20 protein-coding genes and 1 pseudogene are annotated in these 19,457 nt (G+C 65.9%); 8 read left to right on the forward strand and 13 right to left on the reverse strand.

Annotated elements, in window-relative coordinates:
• Positions 1 to 204: 204 nt before the first annotated feature.
• From A5724_RS12300 to A5724_RS12325, 7 genes and pseudogenes are all read right to left on the reverse strand, one after another.
• Positions 205 to 1,026 carry a thioesterase family protein gene (locus tag A5724_RS12300; RefSeq protein ID WP_067801929.1) on the reverse strand — a complete coding sequence of 274 codons (822 nt, stop codon included), beginning with the start codon at positions 1,024 to 1,026 and terminating at the stop codon, positions 205 to 207.
• 29 nt (positions 1,027 to 1,055) lie between these two features.
• Positions 1,056 to 1,263: pseudogene (locus tag A5724_RS33015) on the reverse strand (SDR family oxidoreductase); the annotation flags it as partial.
• Positions 1,264 to 1,335: 72 nt separating this feature from the next.
• The gene (locus A5724_RS12305) at positions 1,336 to 1,932 is read right to left on the reverse strand and encodes a TetR/AcrR family transcriptional regulator (RefSeq protein ID WP_082964985.1); all 597 of its coding nucleotides are present in this window, start codon (positions 1,930 to 1,932) and stop codon (positions 1,336 to 1,338) included.
• Positions 1,933 to 1,994: 62 nt separating this feature from the next.
• Positions 1,995 to 3,062: a CapA family protein gene (locus A5724_RS12310; protein ID WP_082964986.1), complete on the reverse strand. Its 1,068-nt coding sequence runs from the start codon at positions 3,060 to 3,062 to the stop codon at positions 1,995 to 1,997.
• 6 nt (positions 3,063 to 3,068) lie between these two features.
• Positions 3,069 to 4,043, reverse strand: a complete 975-nt coding sequence (locus tag A5724_RS12315) for a sugar ABC transporter substrate-binding protein (protein ID WP_067801500.1) — start codon at positions 4,041 to 4,043, stop codon at positions 3,069 to 3,071.
• A 94-nt stretch (positions 4,044 to 4,137) separates the two neighbouring features.
• The gene (locus A5724_RS12320) at positions 4,138 to 4,665 is read right to left on the reverse strand and encodes a phosphate-starvation-inducible PsiE family protein (RefSeq protein WP_067801502.1); all 528 of its coding nucleotides are present in this window, start codon (positions 4,663 to 4,665) and stop codon (positions 4,138 to 4,140) included.
• A 4-nt stretch (positions 4,666 to 4,669) separates the two neighbouring features.
• Positions 4,670 to 5,152, reverse strand: a complete 483-nt coding sequence (locus A5724_RS12325) for a TspO/MBR family protein (RefSeq protein WP_067801505.1) — start codon at positions 5,150 to 5,152, stop codon at positions 4,670 to 4,672.
• An 85-nt stretch (positions 5,153 to 5,237) separates the two neighbouring features.
• On the opposite strand from A5724_RS12325, the gene A5724_RS12330 reads away from it, so the two are divergent.
• Both A5724_RS12330 and A5724_RS12335 read left to right on the forward strand, forming a co-directional pair.
• Positions 5,238 to 6,398, forward strand: a complete 1,161-nt coding sequence (locus A5724_RS12330; RefSeq protein ID WP_067801934.1) for an NAD(P)/FAD-dependent oxidoreductase — start codon at positions 5,238 to 5,240, stop codon at positions 6,396 to 6,398.
• Positions 6,395 to 7,288 carry an RNA polymerase sigma-70 factor gene (locus A5724_RS12335; RefSeq protein ID WP_067801508.1) on the forward strand — a complete coding sequence of 298 codons (894 nt, stop codon included), beginning with the start codon at positions 6,395 to 6,397 and terminating at the stop codon, positions 7,286 to 7,288. Before A5724_RS12330 ends, A5724_RS12335 begins: the two co-directional genes overlap by 4 nt.
• On the opposite strand, the gene A5724_RS12340 is transcribed toward A5724_RS12335, so the two are convergent.
• Entirely contained in the window at positions 7,285 to 8,661 is a 1,377-nt protein-coding gene (locus tag A5724_RS12340; RefSeq protein ID WP_067801510.1) for a cytosine permease, read from the reverse strand. The two genes, A5724_RS12335 and A5724_RS12340, sit on opposite strands and share 4 nt — an antisense overlap.
• Positions 8,662 to 8,704: 43 nt before the next feature.
• Here A5724_RS12340 and A5724_RS12345 point away from each other — a divergent pair, with 43 nt between their 5' ends.
• Together A5724_RS12345 and A5724_RS12350 are read left to right on the forward strand one after the other, a co-directional pair.
• Positions 8,705 to 9,835, forward strand: coding sequence for a P1 family peptidase (locus A5724_RS12345; protein WP_067801937.1), 1,131 nt, complete (start codon positions 8,705 to 8,707; stop codon positions 9,833 to 9,835).
• Between the two features lie 149 nt (positions 9,836 to 9,984).
• Entirely contained in the window at positions 9,985 to 11,442 is a 1,458-nt protein-coding gene (locus tag A5724_RS12350; RefSeq protein ID WP_067801520.1) for an MFS transporter, read from the forward strand.
• Here the strand turns inward: A5724_RS12350 and A5724_RS12355 are convergent.
• Entirely contained in the window at positions 11,439 to 11,867 is a 429-nt protein-coding gene (locus A5724_RS12355) for an SRPBCC family protein (protein WP_067801523.1), read from the reverse strand. The genes A5724_RS12350 and A5724_RS12355 overlap by 4 nt on opposite strands.
• Before the next feature lie 360 nt (positions 11,868 to 12,227).
• On the opposite strand from A5724_RS12355, the gene A5724_RS12360 reads away from it, so the two are divergent.
• The 4 genes from A5724_RS12360 to A5724_RS12375 are packed head-to-tail and all read left to right on the forward strand — an operon-like array spanning position 12,228 to position 16,306.
• Positions 12,228 to 13,346: an ABC transporter ATP-binding protein gene (locus tag A5724_RS12360; protein ID WP_067801526.1), complete on the forward strand. Its 1,119-nt coding sequence runs from the start codon at positions 12,228 to 12,230 to the stop codon at positions 13,344 to 13,346.
• Between the two features lie 50 nt (positions 13,347 to 13,396).
• Positions 13,397 to 14,587 carry a spermidine/putrescine ABC transporter substrate-binding protein gene (locus A5724_RS12365; RefSeq protein WP_067801529.1) on the forward strand — a complete coding sequence of 397 codons (1,191 nt, stop codon included), beginning with the start codon at positions 13,397 to 13,399 and terminating at the stop codon, positions 14,585 to 14,587.
• 4 nt (positions 14,588 to 14,591) lie between these two features.
• On the forward strand, positions 14,592 to 15,467 hold the full coding sequence (locus A5724_RS12370) for an ABC transporter permease (protein ID WP_067801532.1): 876 nt from the start codon (positions 14,592 to 14,594) through the stop codon (positions 15,465 to 15,467).
• Positions 15,464 to 16,306, forward strand: coding sequence for an ABC transporter permease (locus A5724_RS12375; protein WP_067801535.1), 843 nt, complete (start codon positions 15,464 to 15,466; stop codon positions 16,304 to 16,306). The genes A5724_RS12370 and A5724_RS12375 overlap by 4 nt, the downstream gene beginning before the upstream one ends.
• On the opposite strand, the gene A5724_RS12380 is transcribed toward A5724_RS12375, so the two are convergent.
• The 4 genes from A5724_RS12380 to A5724_RS12395 form a co-directional block, all read right to left on the reverse strand.
• Positions 16,303 to 16,653 carry a hypothetical protein gene (locus tag A5724_RS12380; protein ID WP_067801538.1) on the reverse strand — a complete coding sequence of 117 codons (351 nt, stop codon included), beginning with the start codon at positions 16,651 to 16,653 and terminating at the stop codon, positions 16,303 to 16,305. The genes A5724_RS12375 and A5724_RS12380 overlap by 4 nt on opposite strands.
• 14 nt (positions 16,654 to 16,667) lie before the next feature.
• On the reverse strand, positions 16,668 to 17,534 hold the full coding sequence (locus A5724_RS12385; RefSeq protein ID WP_067801540.1) for a DMT family transporter: 867 nt from the start codon (positions 17,532 to 17,534) through the stop codon (positions 16,668 to 16,670).
• A 76-nt stretch (positions 17,535 to 17,610) separates the two neighbouring features.
• Positions 17,611 to 18,387 (reverse strand): SDR family oxidoreductase, encoded by a 777-nt coding sequence (locus A5724_RS12390; protein WP_082964988.1) that lies wholly within the window; start codon positions 18,385 to 18,387, stop codon positions 17,611 to 17,613.
• Positions 18,384 to 19,433 carry a substrate-binding domain-containing protein gene (locus A5724_RS12395; RefSeq protein WP_067801544.1) on the reverse strand — a complete coding sequence of 350 codons (1,050 nt, stop codon included), beginning with the start codon at positions 19,431 to 19,433 and terminating at the stop codon, positions 18,384 to 18,386. The genes A5724_RS12390 and A5724_RS12395 overlap by 4 nt, the downstream gene beginning before the upstream one ends.
• Between the last annotated feature and the right edge of the window lie 24 nt (positions 19,434 to 19,457).

Here is a 19,457-nt window from a genome sequence, read left to right on the forward strand (position 1 = left end):
GCCCCCGCCCGAGGACACTGGCAGCGCGCCGACATACGACGAGCCGTACTGGACGCGTCCTGCACCGGAGCCGACCGCCAAGCCGCCCACGCCTGTCACCCGCTCTCCGATCAGCGTGGAGCCGGTGCCCAGGAAACCGACGGAGCGCAACTCTCTCGGTGAAAGCGACAAGCCCGGCTGCGCGGGCTGGTGCTGAGGTGCCGGCTACTCGTAGTTGAGGCCCTGCACGAGCGTTGGCCGAGTCGAAAAGTCAATCTGCACTGCGGGATTGGCAACCGCGGTGACCATCCCCGTCCCGAACGGGCCTTGCGAATCGAAGAGCGTCGCGGTACCTACCGAAATGCCGTCTGACGTCCAGTGTGAGTCCGCCTGTATTGCGATCCAGGCGTCCACGGGCAACCGCGCGAACGCGGCGGTCAGGTCCCCATTGATGTACCCGATGCCCCGAGTGCCGAGGTTGGTGACCAGACTTGTCGACTCGGCGAGCATGACGGCTCGGACGAAGGCCGAGTTCTCCTCGCCCGCAACCACTTTGATTCCGTCGTTGAAGAAGCACTTACGAGAATCGTTCTGGTGCGCGGCGGGCGACCGGGTCCAGCCCACCTCTTCACTACCGACGAACGGCTGGATCGAATCGTCGGGTGCGGGCGGCTGTGGACGCGCGACCGACGCGCTCCACTCCCGACCGGGCGGTGGCGCTGAACGCCGGTACTGCACCAGCGTCGCGCGCGCCACCGGTCTACCGTCCTGCACCACATCACATTCCGTGGTGCGCACCCGCCTGCCGTCACGCACGGTGCGGACATCGACGGTCGTCGGGGTGTTGCGTGCGGCCCGGAACAGGTCGGCAGTGAACCGAGCGGGCATGAAGTCCGGTGACCCAGCATGCTTTTCGAGTTCGCGTGCGGCCAGTCCGACAACGGCGGGACCGTTGAGATGATCATCGCCCCAGTGGCTCTGCGCGAACGACGTCGGCAGGTAACCGCCGTCGCCAGTCAGGGCGAAATGGGCCGGTTGCGTTGACATCCGATGATCGTCGCACAGCCGCCGACCGGTCAGGTGTTGCGCCCTCCGTTGACACCGAGGATCTGACCGGTGATGTAACCGTGCCTCATCGCAGATCAGGAAGGCACATACCGCGGCGATGTCTTGAGGTTTACCCATCCGACGGACGGGGGTGGCGTTGATCGTCGCTTGCACGTCGCCGACGACGCCGCGGGACTCAGCGCTGCGCAGCATCGGGGTGTCGATGAAGCCCGGCGGCGCCGTCGGTGCGCAACCGATCGGCCACCGCCCGCCCGATGCCTGAGCCGCCCCCGGTGACGACAGCCGTCTTCATGGTCTTTCCTTCCCGGAGCGTCGAGGCGTCCGCATCCCCAGCGTGCGACGCGCGGCGTCCACCAGATGTTCGCGCAACGCGTCGTCGTCGAAATGTCCCCACGCGGGTCCCACTGCGCCCGCCATGCCTGCGAACACCATGGCCGCCTTCACCTCACCGCCCGGTCCGGAGTTGACATCGGCCAGCAGCGCGACCTGGCGGCTGATCAGTTCACCCCATTCGGCACGCTCGCTCAGCGCGGTTGCTACGCTGCGATCCGCGGCAAGCACTGCGACAAGCCCTCGGTTGCGTACGGCCAGCGTCGCGTAGCCGGTGAGCATGTGTTCGGCGCGCGCATGCGCGGTGCGTTTGGCCTCGGCGGCTTCGACGACGACGCGCAGTTCGTCCAGTATGGGTTCGAGGACGGCGGCCAGCAGTTGTTCGCGCGTTCGGAAGTGGTGGTAGATGGCGGCTTTCGTGAACCCGAGTTCGTCGGCGATCATCTGTAGGGACGTGCCGGCGTAACTGTGCCGGGTGAACAGGTCGACCGCGGCGTCGATGAGTCGGGTACGAGTGTCGGCGGCCTCGGACGCCTTACCAAGGACCACGCTCACCGCCTATGTATTCCGCCACCCGACTTTACGATCGTAAAGTACTGTACTGGCCATTCGTAAAGCTAATCGGCGGTCAACAGCACTCCGTCCGGCGCCGTTTCCACCCTGGTGCCGAACCGTCGGCTGATGTCCTGGAGGTTTCCGCGAAGCCATTCGGCATCGGAATCGGGTGTGCGCTCGAGCCGCATCCGTCTCATCCGCATCGGCACCATCCGCAGTGCGCGTTCGTCGACCGACGCGAAGTACAACAGCCGCAGTTCGTGCCGGAATGATTCATATCCGGGGATGCCTTCGTAGTCGTCGATGGTGTCACCGCAGCCGTACATGATCAGCTTCCCCCGGTACCACTCGATCGGCCGGGGATGGTGCGACGAATGGCCATGCACCAGATCGATCCCTGCGTCAATCAGCCTATGCGCGAACTGGATTTGCGCATCACCCACGTCGTAGCCCCAGTTCGAACCCCAGTGCACCGACACCACCGCGGTATCGCCCGGCCGTTTGGTGGCGTGTACCCGCTCGGCAATCACGCCGGCGGCGTCGTCGGTCACGTCCGGTAGGTACGCAACACCGGGCCGCTGATCCGTCGCGGCCCACGCCGGCGGAATTCCGCTGGACCGCATGCCGCAGCACACGATCACCGTCCGGGCTGCGACGGCGGGCCGCCAGGCCTGCCCGGCGTCCAAACCCGCTCCGGCGCTGCGTATTCCGGCAGCTGCGGTGGTCCGCAGCGTGTCGAGCAGTCCGCGATGACCGAAGTCGAGCACGTGATTGTTCGCCAGCGTGCAGACGTCCGCGCGGATCGCTGTCAAACATTCAATGTTGTCCGGATGCATTCGGTAGTGCACGGCCTTGCCCGGCGCGAAGTCGGCGCACGTGGTGATGCTGGTCTCCAGATTGAGTAGTCGGACGTCGGGGGCGAACGCATCCACGATGTCGAGCGCATCGCCCCAGGGCCACGTGTAGTCGACCGGCGCCGGGATCGGCCCGTTCACGCGCTCGGCCAGCGAGATGTACCTGCGTGCGTCGCGGACGACCCTCTCGCGCAGTTCCGGATCGCCGGGATACGGCAACAATTGGTCGATCGCGCGCCCGGTCATCACGTCACCGGTGAGAAAGATGACGGTCACCTCGACTCAGCGGGTGCCGGCCTCTGCGAGGTCGGCCACCGTGTTGATGTTCGTCTCGTCGACGAACGATGGTCCGGTCAAGGTGGGCTGGCCGCCGCCGATCACATTCCTGTTGGTGAGGTAGAGCCACAGCGAGTCGACCGCGAGATAACCCTGCAGGAACGGCTGCTGGTCGATGGCCCACTCGATCATGCCGTTCTTGATCGCGTCGACGACACCGGCGTTGGTGTCGAATGTCGCCACCTTGGCGTAGCTGTTTTCCTCGGCCACCGCCTCCAACGCGGCTAAAGCCATTGGGGCTCCGAGGGTCAGGATGCGGTCGATGCTGAAGTCCTGTTGTAGGCGTGCCGCTACCGCGGTCTTGACGACCGCGTTGTCCACACCGTCGACTTCGAGCGTCTGGGACTTACCGGCGAAGGCGTTCGACAATCCTTCACATCTGGCTTCGAGGTTGACGTGCCCCGGCTCATGAATCACGCACAGCGCGTTTTGGGCCTGTTCGTTGGTGAGGCGTTCCCCTGCCGCCTGGCCCGCGATCAGCTCGTCCTGCCCGAAGTAGGCCATCACCCCGAGCTGTTGCCAGTCTCTGATCCCGGAATTGATTGCTACTACTGGTATTCCGGCTGCGACCGCCTCCTGTACCGCGGGCGCCATCACCGCGGGGTTGGCCAGGGTGACAGCGATGCCGGACACTTTTGCGTTGACGGCGGACCGCACGAGGTCTGCCTGCGCCGCCGAATCGGGGTTCTGCGAATACTGCAGATCGATGTTGTCCTTACCGGCGGCCGCTTCGCCACCGCGCCGGACGAGGTCCCAGAACGTGTCACCGGGCGCCTGGTGGGTGATGAGAGCGACCGTCGCGCGCGGCGCGTTGTGGACGGGACCCGTCTCTGTCGTCGTGGCCGTGCGCTCACCGCCCGAACACGACGTAAGCGAGACCAATAGGGCCGAGAGGATGTACGCAATGAGCCGTTTGGCCATCGCTTCGCCCCTCCCGTGCGAACCGGCGCGACTTCACCCATGACGGTGGTCTCAACACCCATAGTTGCAGGTGCTTACCGCCGAGATGGCAGCTTTAGCCCGAACCGGGACCCTTTTCCTCGGATGCGCTCTCGCCGGCGTCAGCGGTGTCTCGGCGTCGTTCACGAAGTACGAAGGCGGCCAGGGCGAGTACCAGCACCACGCCGCCGAGTACGCCGATCTCGACGACGGCGCGCGCGTACTCCGGCCCCTTCGACAGCAGAGTTGCCGCCTCCACCGACAGCACGACGATCTCTTTGATGCCGGCCAGGATCCCGACGACGAGGAACGGTTCGGCGACGATCTCGTGCGAGCGCAGGCACGACCGCACCGCGTAGAGCAATTCGACGAAGATGAAGATCAGCAGCAACCCGTCGAGAATTTCCACCATCACCACTTGGACGGGGGTGTTCGTCAGTCGGAACATCGTGACGAACTGGGAGACGAGCAAGGCCACGGCCCCGGCGACCAGTACCACCGCGATCGCCCAATAGACCGCGTCCTCAAGCATTCCCAACACACGGTCAGCGACGCGCTGACGCTCCTCCTCGTCCGTGTCGGCTTCTGTTTGGCGCGCGGTCACGGTCTCACCGGCCGCGGTTGAGTTGCCAGATGCGCGAAGACAGCAGCGTCGCGAACGCGCACCACGCCGGGTAGGCGGCGAGGACTCCCGCGGCGGGACCGCGCGCGGCGACCGCCCGCCGCGTGAGATCGGCACTGCTGGCCGTCAACGCCGCGGCCGCCACGGCCGACGTGCCAAGCAGTCGACGGTCGAAGAACAACCACGACCAACTGGCATTCAGCACGAGATTGACCCCCAACAGCGCGGCGAAGGTGCGGGCCTGTCCCGGGTCGCGGTTGCGCAGGCGCTCCAACGTCGACGCCGACACGGCGGCGATGTCCGCGTACAGGATCGGCCACACGATCGGAAAGGCCTGCCGTGGCGGCTGAAAGCTCGGCTTCTCGAGCTTGGCGTACCAACCCGACTGCGCGGGCCTGCTCGCCAGACCGCCGACCGCGCCGGTGAGAAGGACTGCTCCAAGGGTGCTGACCAGGGTCTTCGGCTGCATGACGTTATTTACCCCGAAGTCGATGTCACGAATCGCCGGCGTGCTTGCGTCTCGTGTTCATCAGTCGACACGGAAGGCACGAATGATGAACGAGATCCTGATACTGGGCGCCGGATACACCGGCATGGCGGCCGCCGCGGGCCTCGCGGGCCGACTCAAACACCACGACGACGTCCACGTGTCAATCGTCAACCCGCAGACGAGGTTCACGGAGCGACTGCGCCTGCACCAGATTGCTTCGGGCCAGGAACTGGCCGACCTTCGGATCCCCGACCAGTTGGAGGGCACCGGCGTCGACTTCGTCAAGGGCTGGGTGACCGGTATCGACGCCGACGCGCAAACCGTGCGCGTCGACGACGCCTACACGCTGCGCTACGACACACTGCTCTTTGCGCTCGGCAGTGTCGCCGACACCGAAACAATCCCGGGTGTCGACGAATTCGCGTACACACTGAATAGCGCACACGATGCATCGCTTCTCGCCGCCCGGTTGAGCCGCCTCGGGAACGGCACCGTCGTGGTGGCAGGCGGCGGGCTGACGGGAGTCGAGTCCGCGGCCGAAATCGCCGAGCAGCATCCCGAACTCGATGTCGTGCTGTTGAGCCGCCAGGTGCCCGGGGCGATGATGGGCGCTAAGGCGCGGGCCCGGTTGCACGCCGGCCTCGACCGGTTGGGTGTGCGGGTGCGCGCCGGCGCCGAGATCGTCAAGGTGATGGCAGACGGTGTCGCGCTGGACGACGGCGAGGTAGTGCCCGCCGAGGCGGTGTTGTGGACCACGGGCGTGCGGGTATCCCCCATCGCCGCGGCTGCGGGCTTCGAGGTCGACGACCGTGGCCGCATCGTGACCGACGAATCGCTGCGGTCGGTGTCACATCCGACCGTCTATGCCATCGGCGACGCCGCCGCGATCCGTCAGAGCTACGGGGTGATGCACGGCACCTGCCAGAGCGGCATCCCGAGCGCGCTGCACGCCGCAGCGTCGATCGCTCGCGAATTGAAAGGCAAGCAGCCCAAGAGGTTCCGCTTCGGCTATGTGCACCAGCCGGTGAGCTTGGGCCGCCACGACGGCGTCATCCAGTTCACCCACGCCGACGACAGCCCCGGCCGCTTCTACTTGGCCGGCCGCTACGCGGTGGCGTACAAAGAGACGGTGAGCTCCAGCCCGTGGACCACATATCGACTTCTCAAGGTGCTGCCCGCACTGGGAGCGGCGACCTGGCGGCGCGGCGGCCGGTCGACGAGATGACGTCGGACCAGCAGACGTTCGCCGATCACAGAACTCTGTTGTTCTCGATCGCCTACCGGATCCTCGGTTCCGCCGCGGATGCCGAAGACGTCGTCCAGGACGCCTGGTTCAAATGGTCGGCGCAGGATCGCTCGCGGGTGTCGGACCCGAAGGCCTATCTGGCGCGCATCATCTCGAACCTGTCGATGGAGCGGCTTCGCTCCACCCGGCGTCAACGCGAAACCTATGTGGGGCCTTGGCTTCCGGAGCCGATCCTGACCCAGCCCGATGCGTCCGACGACGTCGCTACCGCCGAATCGGTGTCGATGGCGATGCTCGTCGTGCTGGAGACCCTCAGCCCACTGGAGCGCGCGGTGTTCGTTCTCAAGGAGGTGTTCGACTTCAGCTACGCCGAAATCGGTGACGCCGTCGACCGATCGGAATCCGCCGTACGGCAGGCGGCCCACCGGGCGCGTGAGCACATCCAGGCGCGACGCCCGCGGTTCGAGACCGACCGCGTCAAGAAACGCCAAGCCACCGAACGCTTCTTCGCCGCGATCACCGGCGGTGACATCAACTCATTGATGGAACTGCTCGCCCCTGAGGTCACCCTGTGGACCGACGGCGGTGGCAAGGTCCGCCAGGCCATGCGCCCGATCCGCGGCATCGACAACGTCGCGCGCTGGATCGCCGGTGCCAGTCAGCGGCCGTATGAGGGTGTCGAAATCGCCGATATGGCAGCCGAAGTCGTCGAGATCAACGGTGGTCCGGGCATCCTGTTGACCGGTGGTGGTCGGGTGATCGCCACCCTCACCGTCGACCTGGACGCCGACGGTCGCATCGAAACCGTGCACAACGTAGCCAACCCCGACAAGCTGCGCGCAGTGACAGCCGGGGTGAAACACATTTAAGTACGGTTCACCGGCCGCGACAGCCACCGGTAGCCGCCGTAGAGCAGCGCGGCTACCGCCAGGTTGACGAAGTAGGCGATGTCCGCGCCGTGCCAGGCCTTGGCGATGGGTCCCTCGAACAGCGAGGTGTTCATGAACGGCACCGCAGCGACATATGCCAGCAGGAAGACGACGACCGCGACCGCTGCATCCCGGCGGCCGGTGGTTTCCTCCGCCGGGTTGATGCTCGCCCTGCCGTCGATGCGCAACAGCCAGTCGATGACCACAATCGCGACGAACGCAGGGATCCAGTAGCTGACCAACAGCAGCACGGCCTGAAACCTCGGTGCAGTGTCGACATCGTTGAGCCACAGGATGAGCGGATACGCCAACACCGCCACCATCAGCGCCGACACCGGCCGTCGCACCTTGACGCCGATGGTCTGCAGCGCGAGCGATCCACTGTAGTCGTTCATCACCCCGGAACCGATCGAGGCCAGCGCGATGATCAGCAACGCCAACCCGCCCAGCAGGCCACCGCCCATCACCGTCCGCACACCCTCGGCGGTCTGGTCGGACACCACATTGCCCGCGGCGACGCCGATGCCCTGAATGAAGGTGTAGCCGAACATGATTCCGGCGAACGTGAAACCGAAGACCCGCGTTTTCGGTGAGCTGGCGGGCAGGTAGCGGCTGAAGTCGGCGGCGTAGGAGGCCCATGACACCGCGAGGCTGAACGCGATGGTCACCTCGAGCACGAACGCGCCTGCCAGGTTGGCGCCTTCCGCGCCTGCGGGCGTGATGATGTCTTCTCCGCTGACCAGTTTCACCGCGAACACCACGAAGGTCACGAACAGCACCACGGTCAGCACGGCCTGCAGACGGTGGATGACCTCGTAGCCGAAGAAGCCGACCGCCGCCTGCACCGCGAGCACGATCAGCACGGCGAACCAGAACGGGATGCCGACCAACAACGCCAGCGCCTGTCCGCCGAACAACCCGACGAGTGCGTCCCACGCGATGGTGCCCAGCCATTGCAGCACCGCGGGCAGTACCACCGCGCCCCCGAAGGCCATCCGCGAGTTCGGCAATTGCCCGGTGCCGGTGCGCGGACCCCACGTCGACAGATAGGCGACCACCAAGGAGCCGAGCGCCGTGCCGATCACCATCGCGAGCAGACCCAGCCAGAAGCCGAGGCCCAGCACGATCGCCAGCGCGCCGGTGAACACGCCGGTCATGTTGACCTGGGGCGCGAACCACACGGTGAACAACCGGACCGGCGACCCGTATCGCTGGTCTTCCGGGATCGGCGCGATGCCGTGCGTCTCGACGGAGAGATCGCCTGCGGCCGCGGGTCGGTGGCCTGCGAAAGTCGGTTCGGTCAGCGCGCTCATTGCTCCATTCGATCATGAGTGTTGAGAGGATCGGCCGGTGACCATGACCCACACCAGTGACGGTCGGCCCCGCGCACGCGGGCTCGGCATCCGGCTGCCCGGTGAGCCGGGACCGCTCAACGCGATCACCGACGTCGACGGCGTGACCGTCGGCGTGACGACGTTGATCGACGGCGCGTCGGTGCGCACCGGCGTCACCGCGATCCTGCCGCGCGGCCGCGACGGTGTCGGGCAGCCGTGCGCGGCGGGCTGGTATTCGCTCAATGGCAACGGCGAGATGACCGGCACCACGTGGATCGACGAAGCCGGATCGTTCAATCTGCCTGTCGTACTGTCGAATACGCACGCGGTCGGCGCCTGCCACACCGGCGTCGTTGGCTGGGTCAACCGGGTCAATCCGCGACTGGCGCGGCAGTGGCTGCTTCCGGTGTGCGCCGAGACGTGGGACGGCTACCTCAACGACATCAACGGCGGCCACGTCCGACCTGAACATGTCGAGGCCGCGCTGGACGCGGCCACGACCGGACCGGTGGCAGAAGGTTCGGTCGGCGGCGGCACCGGGATGAACTGTTACGAATTCAAGGGCGGCAACGGCACCGCGTCGCGCCGGGTCGGTTACGGGTCGAGGACGTTCACCGTCGCGGCGTTCGTGCAGGCGAACTTCGGCTCGCGGGCCGAACTGACCGTGGCCGGAGCCCATGTCGGTCCGCACCTGCTCGACGACAACCCGCTCGGCGGCGATTGGTTCGAGGTCGATCTCGGCCTCAAACCGCCGCCGGGCGCGGGGTCCGTCATCGCGATCGTGGCCACTGACGCCCCGCTGCTACCCGGGCAGTGCAAGGCGCTGGCCCGGCGCGTTCCGCTCGGCCTGGCGCGCACCGGAACGGCGGGCAGTCACTTTTCCGGTGACATCTTCCTGGCCTTCTCCACCGCCGACGTGCCGGGTTTGGCCAGCGCGTTTCCCGTCGGCCCTGTTGACGCACCCGGTCAGGACGAGTTCGGCACGCTGACGTTCGTGCCGTGGGGACGCATGGACGACCTCTACACCGCCGCCGTGCAGGCCGTGGAAGAGGCGGTGCTCAACGCGCTGGTGGTCAACAGCGACATGGTCGGCCGCGACGGCCACCGCTCCCCCGCCCTCCCGCACGACCGCCTGCTGGCCCTGTTGAGGTAGCCCGCCTCCGGCGCGAACGTTCCTTACCGCTCGAAATGTCGGCGATTTTTCGAGCGGTAAGGAACGTTCGCGGGGCAGGGCGCCGGGCCGCCGCGCCGCGGGACATAATGCGAGAGAACCCAAGATGAGCTAACGATCGGAGCCGGGCCGTGGTCGAGACCGATGCGACACGGTCCGGCGCAGGCGTGAAGCCGGGACTGCTCATCGCCGGTCTGTCGATCGTGGTGCTGACGGTCGCGGTGCTGCAGACCGCCGTCGTCCCGGTGCTCGGTGTCATCGCCGACCAATTGAACGTCTCGCCGGTCGCAGCGAGTTGGGTTGTCACCGCGAACCTGTTGGCCGCCGCGGCCGCCACCCCACTGATCGGCCGACTTGCCGACCTGCACAGCAAGAAGCGGGTGCTGCTGACGGTGCTCGTCATCGTCCTCGCCGGTTCGATCCTCGCCGCCACCACGACATCGCTGGCGTTGCTGGTGGTCGCCCGCGTGCTGCAGGCCGCCTCGTACGGCCTGTATTCAATCAGCATTGCGATCCTTCGTGAGGAAATCCCCGACGACCGGATGGGCTCGGCGATGTCGGTGCTCTCGGGCACGTTGGGCTTCGGCGGCGGCACCGGGCTGGTGGTGGTCGGCCTGCTGATGAGCGGGCAGGCGGGCTATCACCGCGTCTTCTGGTTGACGACGGCGTTCACGGTGGTCGTGATCGCGATCGCGCTGCTCGTCGTGCCCGACCGCTCACGCGCTGCCAGCGGGACCATCGACTGGGTCGGGGCGTTCGGGTTGGCCGCCGGCCTCTCGGCGGTGCTGTTGGCCATCACGCAGGGCCACTCGTGGGGTTGGTCGGCGCTGCCGACCGTGGGCTGCGCGGCGTGCGGCGTGCTGATCCTGTGCGGCTGGTGGTTCTGGGAGCGTCGCGCCAGGCAACCGCTGGTGTCCACCACGATGATGACCCGACGGCCCATCATGCTCACCAATCTCGCCACCGTGTTCGTCGGCATGGGGCTGTACTTCGCCTTCCTCGGCCTCACCCAGTTCGTTCAAATCCCTTCCGACGCAGCGGGATACGGCTTCGGCGCGACCGTCCTTCAGGCAAGTGTCAGCTATCTGCTGCCGGGTGCGTTGACCGGCTTTCTGGTGGCTCTGGCCAGCGGTCGGTTCATCGACCGGTTCGGCGCCAGCCCGGTTCTGATGGTCGCCGCCGTCGCAGGCATCGCGGGCTTTCTGTTCATCGCATTGGCCCATGACGCGCCGTGGCAGATCATCGCCGCCAGCATCCTGGCCAACGCCTACATCAGCCTCGGGTACGGTGCGCTGCCCGCACTGGTGGTAGCCGAGGTCGACGCAGCCGAGACCGGCGTCGCGACGAGCATGAACGCCATTGCGCGGACCATCGGCAGCGCGCTGGCCGCCGCCCTGGTCGCGGTGTTACTCGGCCGCACCCGCAACGGGGTACCGATGGAGAGCAGTTTCGTCGCGATCTTCGCGGGCGGCGCGATCACCGCCGCGCTGGCGATGGTGCTGATCGCGTTCTCGCATCCGCGGCGGACGACGATCGAATCCGTCGAGGCGCGCTACGAATCCCGCGCCATGAACCACGAGTGGGGTTAACCCAGCGCCGCGAGATTCTCCACGGACTTGCGCACGTCGTTTCGGATCAGCTTCGCCACGAAATTGCCCACCGGCGTGTTCAGCACGCCGCCGGACAAGTCGGCGACCACCCGGAAGGTGGTGCCGGGATCGTCGTCGACCACGTGGACGCACAGGCCGATGCGAATTCCGGGACGGCCGCGTCCGACCATCTCGATCAGCTCGGGCTCGTCGTAGCGGGTCACCCGCCAGTGGATGATGTTGCGGACACCCTTGACCCGGATGCACGACGACACGCAGGTACCGACCTCGAGCTGGGACGGCACCTCGCTGCGCCAGCCGTTGAAGATCGTCAGCCACTCGTCGAAGCGACGCAGGTCCGACGCCAGCGCCCACGCCTTCTCCGGACTCAGACTCGACGACACCGCTACATCAACCTTTGCCATGTCAAGGCAACTACCCGGCGGTGCGCATCACGTAAACGACGTCGGCAATTTCCACCGACCGTGCGCTGCACGGCTGGGAAACTGGAAGCCCATCCCGTCGCCCTGCCGTCAGCGGCAGGCGGTAGGCGATGACGCCCGATTCAGCGGTTTTTCTCGGTCTCAGGGGCAACTGACGAAGGATTCCATTGTAAAAATGTAAATTCGTTGCGGAATCGCTTGCGCAGGACCGCTCGATCCGCGAAGGTTTACCCACAGCTTCACCGCTGTGTCTAGAGGAGGCTCGCCCTGACCGGCACACACACCACCCCCGTCGAGCAAGCGGCGGGATCTGACGGGGCCCGCGCCAAGGGCGGCCCGGTCATTGAGATCGATCATGTCACCAAACGGTTCGGCGACTACGTCGCCGTTGCCGAAGCCGACTTCTCCATCGCGTCGGGCGAGTTCTTCTCGATGCTCGGCCCGTCGGGGTGCGGGAAGACGACGACATTGCGGATGATCGCTGGATTCGAGACGCCGACGGAGGGCGCGATCCGGCTGGAAGGCGCCGACGTGTCGCGCGTCCCTCCGCACAAACGCAATGTCAACACCGTGTTCCAGCATTACGCGCTGTTCCCGCATATGACGGTGTGGGACAACGTCGCGTACGGGCCGCGGAGCAAGAAGAAGGACAAAAACGAGGTCCGCAAGCGGGTCGACGAGTTGCTCGAGATCGTGCGGCTCACCGACTTCGCCCAGCGCAAGCCTGCTCAGCTGTCCGGCGGACAGCAGCAGCGGGTGGCACTGGCCCGCGCGCTGGTGAACTACCCCAGCGCGCTGCTGCTCGACGAACCACTCGGTGCACTCGACCTCAAGCTGCGTCACGCGATGCAGTTCGAGCTCAAGCGCATTCAGCGGGAGGTCGGGATCACGTTCATCTACGTGACCCACGACCAGGAGGAAGCGCTCACGATGAGCGACCGGATCGCGGTGATGAACGCCGGCAACGTCGACCAGATCGGCACCCCGACCGAGATCTACGACCGCCCGTCGACGGTGTTCGTGGCGAGCTTCATCGGACAGGCCAACCTGTGGGTAGGCAAGCAGACCGGCCGGGTCAACCGCGACTTCGTCGAGGTCGAAGTGCTGGGCACGAAGTTGAAGGCGCGCCCTGGCGATACCGCGATCGAATCCGGCGGCCATGCCACGCTGATGGTGCGACCCGAACGGGTCCGGGTGTCCATTGACGCACCGACCGGAGACGTCGCGGCCGTCCGCGCGACGGTCACCGACCTGACGTTCCAGGGCCCGGTGGTGCGGTTGTCGCTGGCCGCGCCTGACGAGTCGACAATCGTCGCGCACATCGGCCCTGAGCAAGATCTGCCGATGCTGCGGCCCGGTGACGAGGTCCATGTCTGCTGGGCACCCGAGGCTTCGCTGGTGTTGCCCGCAGCGGACATCCCGACCACCGAGGATCTCGAAGAGATGCTCGACGACTCCTAATCGTTGGCCGTTGTTTCGTTCTCTTCCCTTCGTCGAAAGGCCCAGTCGCCATGCCCTCCAAGGACTTTGACCCGCAAATTCTGAATCGTCTTGCCGCCAACCGGACTTCGCGCCGGCGCTTCATCGGCGGCGGCGCCGCGGCCGCCGCGGCGTTGGCCGTGGGCGGCTCTTTCCTTGCCGCGTGTAGCTCGGACGACAAGTCCGCCTCCGGTGGCGGCACGACGACGCAGGAGGGACCGGCCACCGGAACGGTGCGCATCTCGAACTGGCCGCTGTACATGGCCGACGGCTTCGTGGCGGCGTTCCAGAAGGCGTCCGGTCTGACCGTCGACTACAAGGAAGACTTCAACGACAACGAGCAGTGGTTCGCGAAGGTCAAGGAACCGTTGTCGCGCAAGCAGGACATCGGCGCCGATCTGGTGGTGCCCACGCAGTTCATGGCTGCCCGCATCAACCGCCTCGGCTGGCTCAACGAGATCAGCGACGCGGGCGTGCCGAACCGGAAGAATCTGCGCAAGGACCTGCTGGACTCGCAAGTCGATCCTGGCCGCAAGAAGACCGCGCCCTACATGACCGGCATGGTCGGGTTGGCCTACAACAGGGCCGCCACCAAGCGAGACATCAGGACGATCGACGACCTTTGGGATCCCGCCTTCAAGGGCCGGGTCAGCCTGCTCTCCGACACCCAGGACGGGCTCGGGATGATCATGCAATCGCAGGGGAACTCGATCGAGAAGCCCACCAAGGAGGCCGTGCAGAAAGCGGTCGATCTCGTCAGGGAGCAGAAGGACAGGGGCCAGATCCGGCGGTTCACCGGCAACGACTACGCAGACGATCTGGCGGCGGGCAATATCGCCATCGCCCAAGCGTATTCGGGTGACGTGGTGCAGTTGCAAGCGGACAACCCGGATCTGCAGTTCGTGATCCCGGAGTCCGGCGGCGACTGGTTCATCGACACGATGGTGATCCCATACACCACCCAGAACCAGAAGGGTGCCGAGGCGTGGATCAACTACGTCTACGACCGGCCCAACTATGCCAAGTTGGTGGCCTTCACCCAGTACGTTCCGGTGCTCTCCGACATGACCGACGAGCTCAACAAGATCGATCCGAAGCTCGGCGCCAACCCGTTGATCAACCCGCCGCAGGCCAGCCTCGACAAGCTGAAGTCCTGGGCCGATCTGACCGACGAGCAGACTCAGGAGTTCAACACCATGTACGCCGCAGTCACCGGCGGTTGATCCGATGGCGGGTGTAGCCAGCAGCAGTCGGCAGCGGAGCAGGATCGCTCCGTATCTGATGATCCTGCCGGCGCTTGTGTACCTCGGAATCTTCTTCGTGGTGCCGCTTTTCACGCTGGCCCGCACGTCGTTGTCGAGTTCCGGCGGGTCGGTGTTCCTGCCGACACTGACGTTCGACTGGGACTTCGGCAACTACGCGGAAGCGTTCAGCACCTACCGCGATCAGATCATCCGGTCGTTTTCCTACGCGTTGGTCGCCACCGTGGTGTGCCTGCTGCTGGCCTTTCCGCTGGCGTATGTCATCGCGTTCAAGGCGGGCCGGTACAAGAACCTGATTCTGGGACTGGTGATCCTGCCGTTCTTCGTCACGTTCCTGATCCGCACCATCGCGTGGAAAACGATTCTGGAAGACGACGGTTGGGTGGTCAAAGCACTCGGCGCGATCGGACTGCTGCCCGACGAAGGCCGACTGCTTTCGACGGCGTGGGCGGTGATCGGAGGGTTGATCTACAACTGGATCATCTTCATGATCCTGCCGCTGTACGTGTCGCTGGAGAAGATCGACCCGCGACTGCTCGAGGCATCACGCGATCTGTACTCCGGCGCGCCGCGCAGCTTCCGCAAGGTGATCCTCCCGCTCGCGATGCCGGGTGTGCTGGCGGGCAGCATGCTGGTGTTCATTCCCGCCGTCGGCGACTTCATCAACGCCGACTATCTGGGCAGCACCCAGACCACGATGATCGGCAACGTGATTCAGAAACAATTTCTCGTGGTCAAGGACTACCCGGCGGCCGCGGCGTTGTCGATGGTGCTGATGGCGATAATCCTGGTCGGCGTGCTGCTGTACACCAGAGCGCTTGGGACGGAGGACCTGGTATGACGACTCAGGCCATGACCGACCTGGCCAGCACCGAGACGACGACCGTCAAGGGCAGCCCGAAGTGGGGCGACCTGATCCTGCGGATCATGGCGGGTCTGGTGCTGCTGTACCTGTTCCTGCCGATCTTCGTGATCATCCTGTTCTCGTTCAACAAGCCGCTCGGCAAGTTCAACTACACCTGGCAGGGCTTCACGTTCGAGAACTGGATGCATCCGTTCAAGTACCCGGCGCTGACCGATGCGTTGCAGCTGTCGCTGAACGTGGCGCTGGTGTCGACGTTGATCGCACTGGTTTTCGGCACCCTGGTGGCGATAGCGCTGGTGCGGCAACGGTTCCGCGGCCAGACCGCGGTGGACACGTTCCTGGTGCTGCCGCTCACCGCGCCCGAGGTGGTCATCGGTGCTGCCCTGCTGACCCTGTTCCTGGATTTCGGTTGGGCGGCCGGCTACACGACGATCGTCATCTCGCACATCGCCTTCGAGATCAGCTTCATCGCGATGACCGTCCGCGCGAGGGTGCGTGGTTTCGACTGGACGCTGGAAGACGCGTCGATGGACCTGGGCGCCTCCCCGACCCGCACGTTCTTCAAAGTGACTCTGCCACTGATCGTTCCGGGCATCGTCGCGGCGGCGATGCTGTCCTTCGCGCTGTCCCTGGACGACTTCATCATCACCTATTTCGTCAGCGGGTCGACGGTCACCTATCCGCTGTACGTGAACGCTGCCGTCAAGGCCGCTGTGCCCCCGCAGATCAACGTGCTGGCGACCGCGATCCTCGTGGTCAGCCTGTTGCTGCTTGCGGCGGGAACTCTGTACCGGCGCAAGCGGTTCGAGGCCTAACCCAGCTGGACGGTGACCTTCACGTGCCCCTTCTCGTCACGGCTGGCGACGGCGTGGCCGCTGCGGTCTCGGCCGTCGAGCTTGAGCAACGTTATCGGGCCGCCCTCGCCGAGGAAGTTGCGCCACCACGTCTTGCCGTTCGGTGCGGTCACGTTGATGACGATGCTGTCGCCTGAGCGCCGGTAGCCCACCGGCGTCTGAATCGTCTTGCCTGAGCGGCGCCCGACGTAGCGGGTGTTGATCAGGCCGCGTCGCACGACCGGACCGACGATGGGCGCGTCGATCAGCGCGACGAACATCTTGTTGACCACGCCGGCGATGGGCGTATCGAAGATTCCCGATGCCATGACTCGAGGGTAGGTCAGCCGACCTCGGCGGGCACCGGCGACGAGCGTGCGCCGGTGCGTGCTGCACCGATGCCAGCGGCTACCACGAAGCAGATGCCGACGGTGCCCGCCGGGCCGGGGATCTGGTGCAGCACCAGGAAACCGACGATCATCGCGAACGCCGGCTCCAGCGCCATCAGGGTGCCGAACGCCGCGGTGGTCAACCGCCGCAGCGCCAGCAGCTCGAGCGCGAACGGCACCACCGGCAGCAGCACCGCCAAACCGATGCCGATGAGCAGGATGTCGGGGGTCACCCGCGGCAGCACCGCGGGACCGACCGCGATGGTGGCCACGAGGCCGGCGACCGGCATCGAGACCGCGAGCGCGTTGATGCCGGACACCTCGTCACCGGCCCGCTGGGTGAGCACGATGTAGCAGGCCCAGCACGCGCCCGCGCCCAACGCGAACAGCACCCCGATCGGGTCGACGGACCCGGTCCACGGGCCGGTCAGCAGCACCACACCGACGGCCGCCAGTCCCGGCCACACCACCCGGTGGCTGCCCTTGCCGTGCGCCACCGCGACGCCGAGTGGCCCGAGGAACTCCAGGGCGCTGGCCGTGCCGAGTGGGATGCGGTCCAGCGCAGCCATGAACAGCAAGGTGACGGTTGCGGTCACGATGCCGAGCAGCACGCACACCCGGAACGTGGCCCAGGTGAACGCCGCGAACCGGGGCCGCACGATGACCAGCATGAGCACACCGGCCCACGCCAGTCGCAGCCACGCGGCACCCTCGACGCCGATGCGATCGATCAGCGTCACGGCCAGCGCGAGGCCGACCTGAACGCACATCATCGACCCCATCGCCATCAGGGCGCCGGTGCGGGCCTGGTTCGTCATCACCCCTGAATTGAACGGGATAACGACCGTTCACGTCCACGTGATTTTCCTGCACATACCGTTCACAATTCGTGAACAGTTATTTGATGGTGTAGCCCCCGTCGATGACAAGGTCGGCACCATTGACCATCGCCGCGGCGTCGGAGGCCAAATACACTGCGGCCGCGGCGATTTCGTCCGGATAGGCGAACCGCCCGGTGGGGATGAGCTTCTTGAGCGCATCGCCATGCGGCCCGTCCCACGCCTTGCGGCCCAGTTCGGTAAGCACCACCGTGGGCGAGATCGTGTTGACGCGCACCCCACGCGGTCCCCACTCCGCGGCCAGCACCTTGGAGATGCCGACGACGCCGAACTTCGAGGCACAGTAGGCCACGTGCTGGTCGAGTGCGACGCTGGCGGCCTGCGAGGCCATGTTGACGATGGCCCCGCCGCCTGCCTCCAGCATCGACCGGCCCACCGCCTGACACATCAGGAAGGTGCCCTTGAGGTTCACGTCGAGCGTGGTGTCCCACGCCTTCTCCGACAAGTCCTCCGCCGGGGCGAGATGGACCACCCCTGCGCTGTTCACCAAGATGTCCAGTCTGCCCAACGCGCTGTGCACCGCCTCCACGGTGCGGCGCACCGAATCGGGATCGGCGACATCGCAACGGAAGCCACGGCTTTCGGTCGGAAGAGCCTCGGCACGGGAGATTGCACCGGCCTCGTCGAGGTCGACGACCGCGACGCGGGCGCCCTTCGCGGCGTAGGCCTCGGCGATGGCCGCCCCGATGCCGGCGGCGGCACCGGTCACCAGGGCGGTCTTACCGTCCATGCGGAAGTCGAAATCGACTGTGACGTCCTCGGTTTCGCCGGTCACGGCTGTTTCTGACCCGGGATGCCCTCGTAGGCGATGTCACCGGTTTGGAGGTTGCGGTTGGTCAGCTCGGTCAGGTCCTTGAGGAACTGCGCGCGGTCGGTCACCACGTGCTGGATCGCGACGTCGACGTTGTCCTTGGTGATCGCAGGCATGGTGTAGACGGGATCGGCCTTGACCTCTTCGTGCTTGGCGAGCTTGCTGGCCACCGCGAGACCGGCGGCCAGTTCGACGGTGCCGTTCTGCAGTGAGGTGCCGATGAACTCACCGCTCTTGACCGCGTTCAGGCCGTCCTCGATGCCGTCGATGCCCACGATCGGAACACCCGAGCGGCCCGCCTCCTTCAACGCCTGCAGCGCGCCGAGGCCCATGTCGTCGTTCTGCGCGACGACGCCGGTGATCTGCGGTCCGAACCCGGAGATCCAGTTCTTCATCTTGTTGACGGCCTCGTCGCGTTTCCAGTTGGCGGTGTCCTTGGCGAGCACCTTGATGTCGGGGTACTTCGCCAGCACCTGCTCGATGCCCTTGCTTCGGTCGAGTTCACCCGACTGCCCCAGGGGGCCCTGCAGGATGACGATGTTGCCGCGGCCGCCCAGCTTGTCGGCCATCATCTGCATCTCCTGCGCACCGGCCGCAACGTCATTGGGTTGGACGTTGCCTGAGATGTCCTTACTGTTCAGCGATGCGTTGACGGCCACCAGCGGAATGCCCTTGGCCTTCGCCGCGGCGACTTGCGGGGCGAGCGAATCCGCTTGTACGGGAACGACGATGAGGGCGTCGACGCCCTGGTTGATCATCGAGTCGACCTGGCTGGCCTGGGTGGACACGTCGAGATTGGCTGAGTTCCAGACCAATTCGATGTTGTTCTCCTTGGCGTAGGCGTCCATCCCCTCCTTGCCCGCGGTGATGAACGAACTCATGTCGTACACGGTCACTCCGACCCGCAGGGTGCCCTTCTTGGCATCGGTGTCGCCTGCGCCGCAGGCCGTCATGCCGACGGTGAGCGCGCCTGCCGCGGCGATGGCGCCGATCTTGGTTGCCAGTTTCATATGACGGTTCTCTTTCTATGTGTG

This window comes from Mycobacterium sp. ACS1612 (assembly GCF_001667505.1).
Taxonomy (GTDB): Bacteria; Actinomycetota; Actinomycetes; order Mycobacteriales; family Mycobacteriaceae; genus Mycobacterium.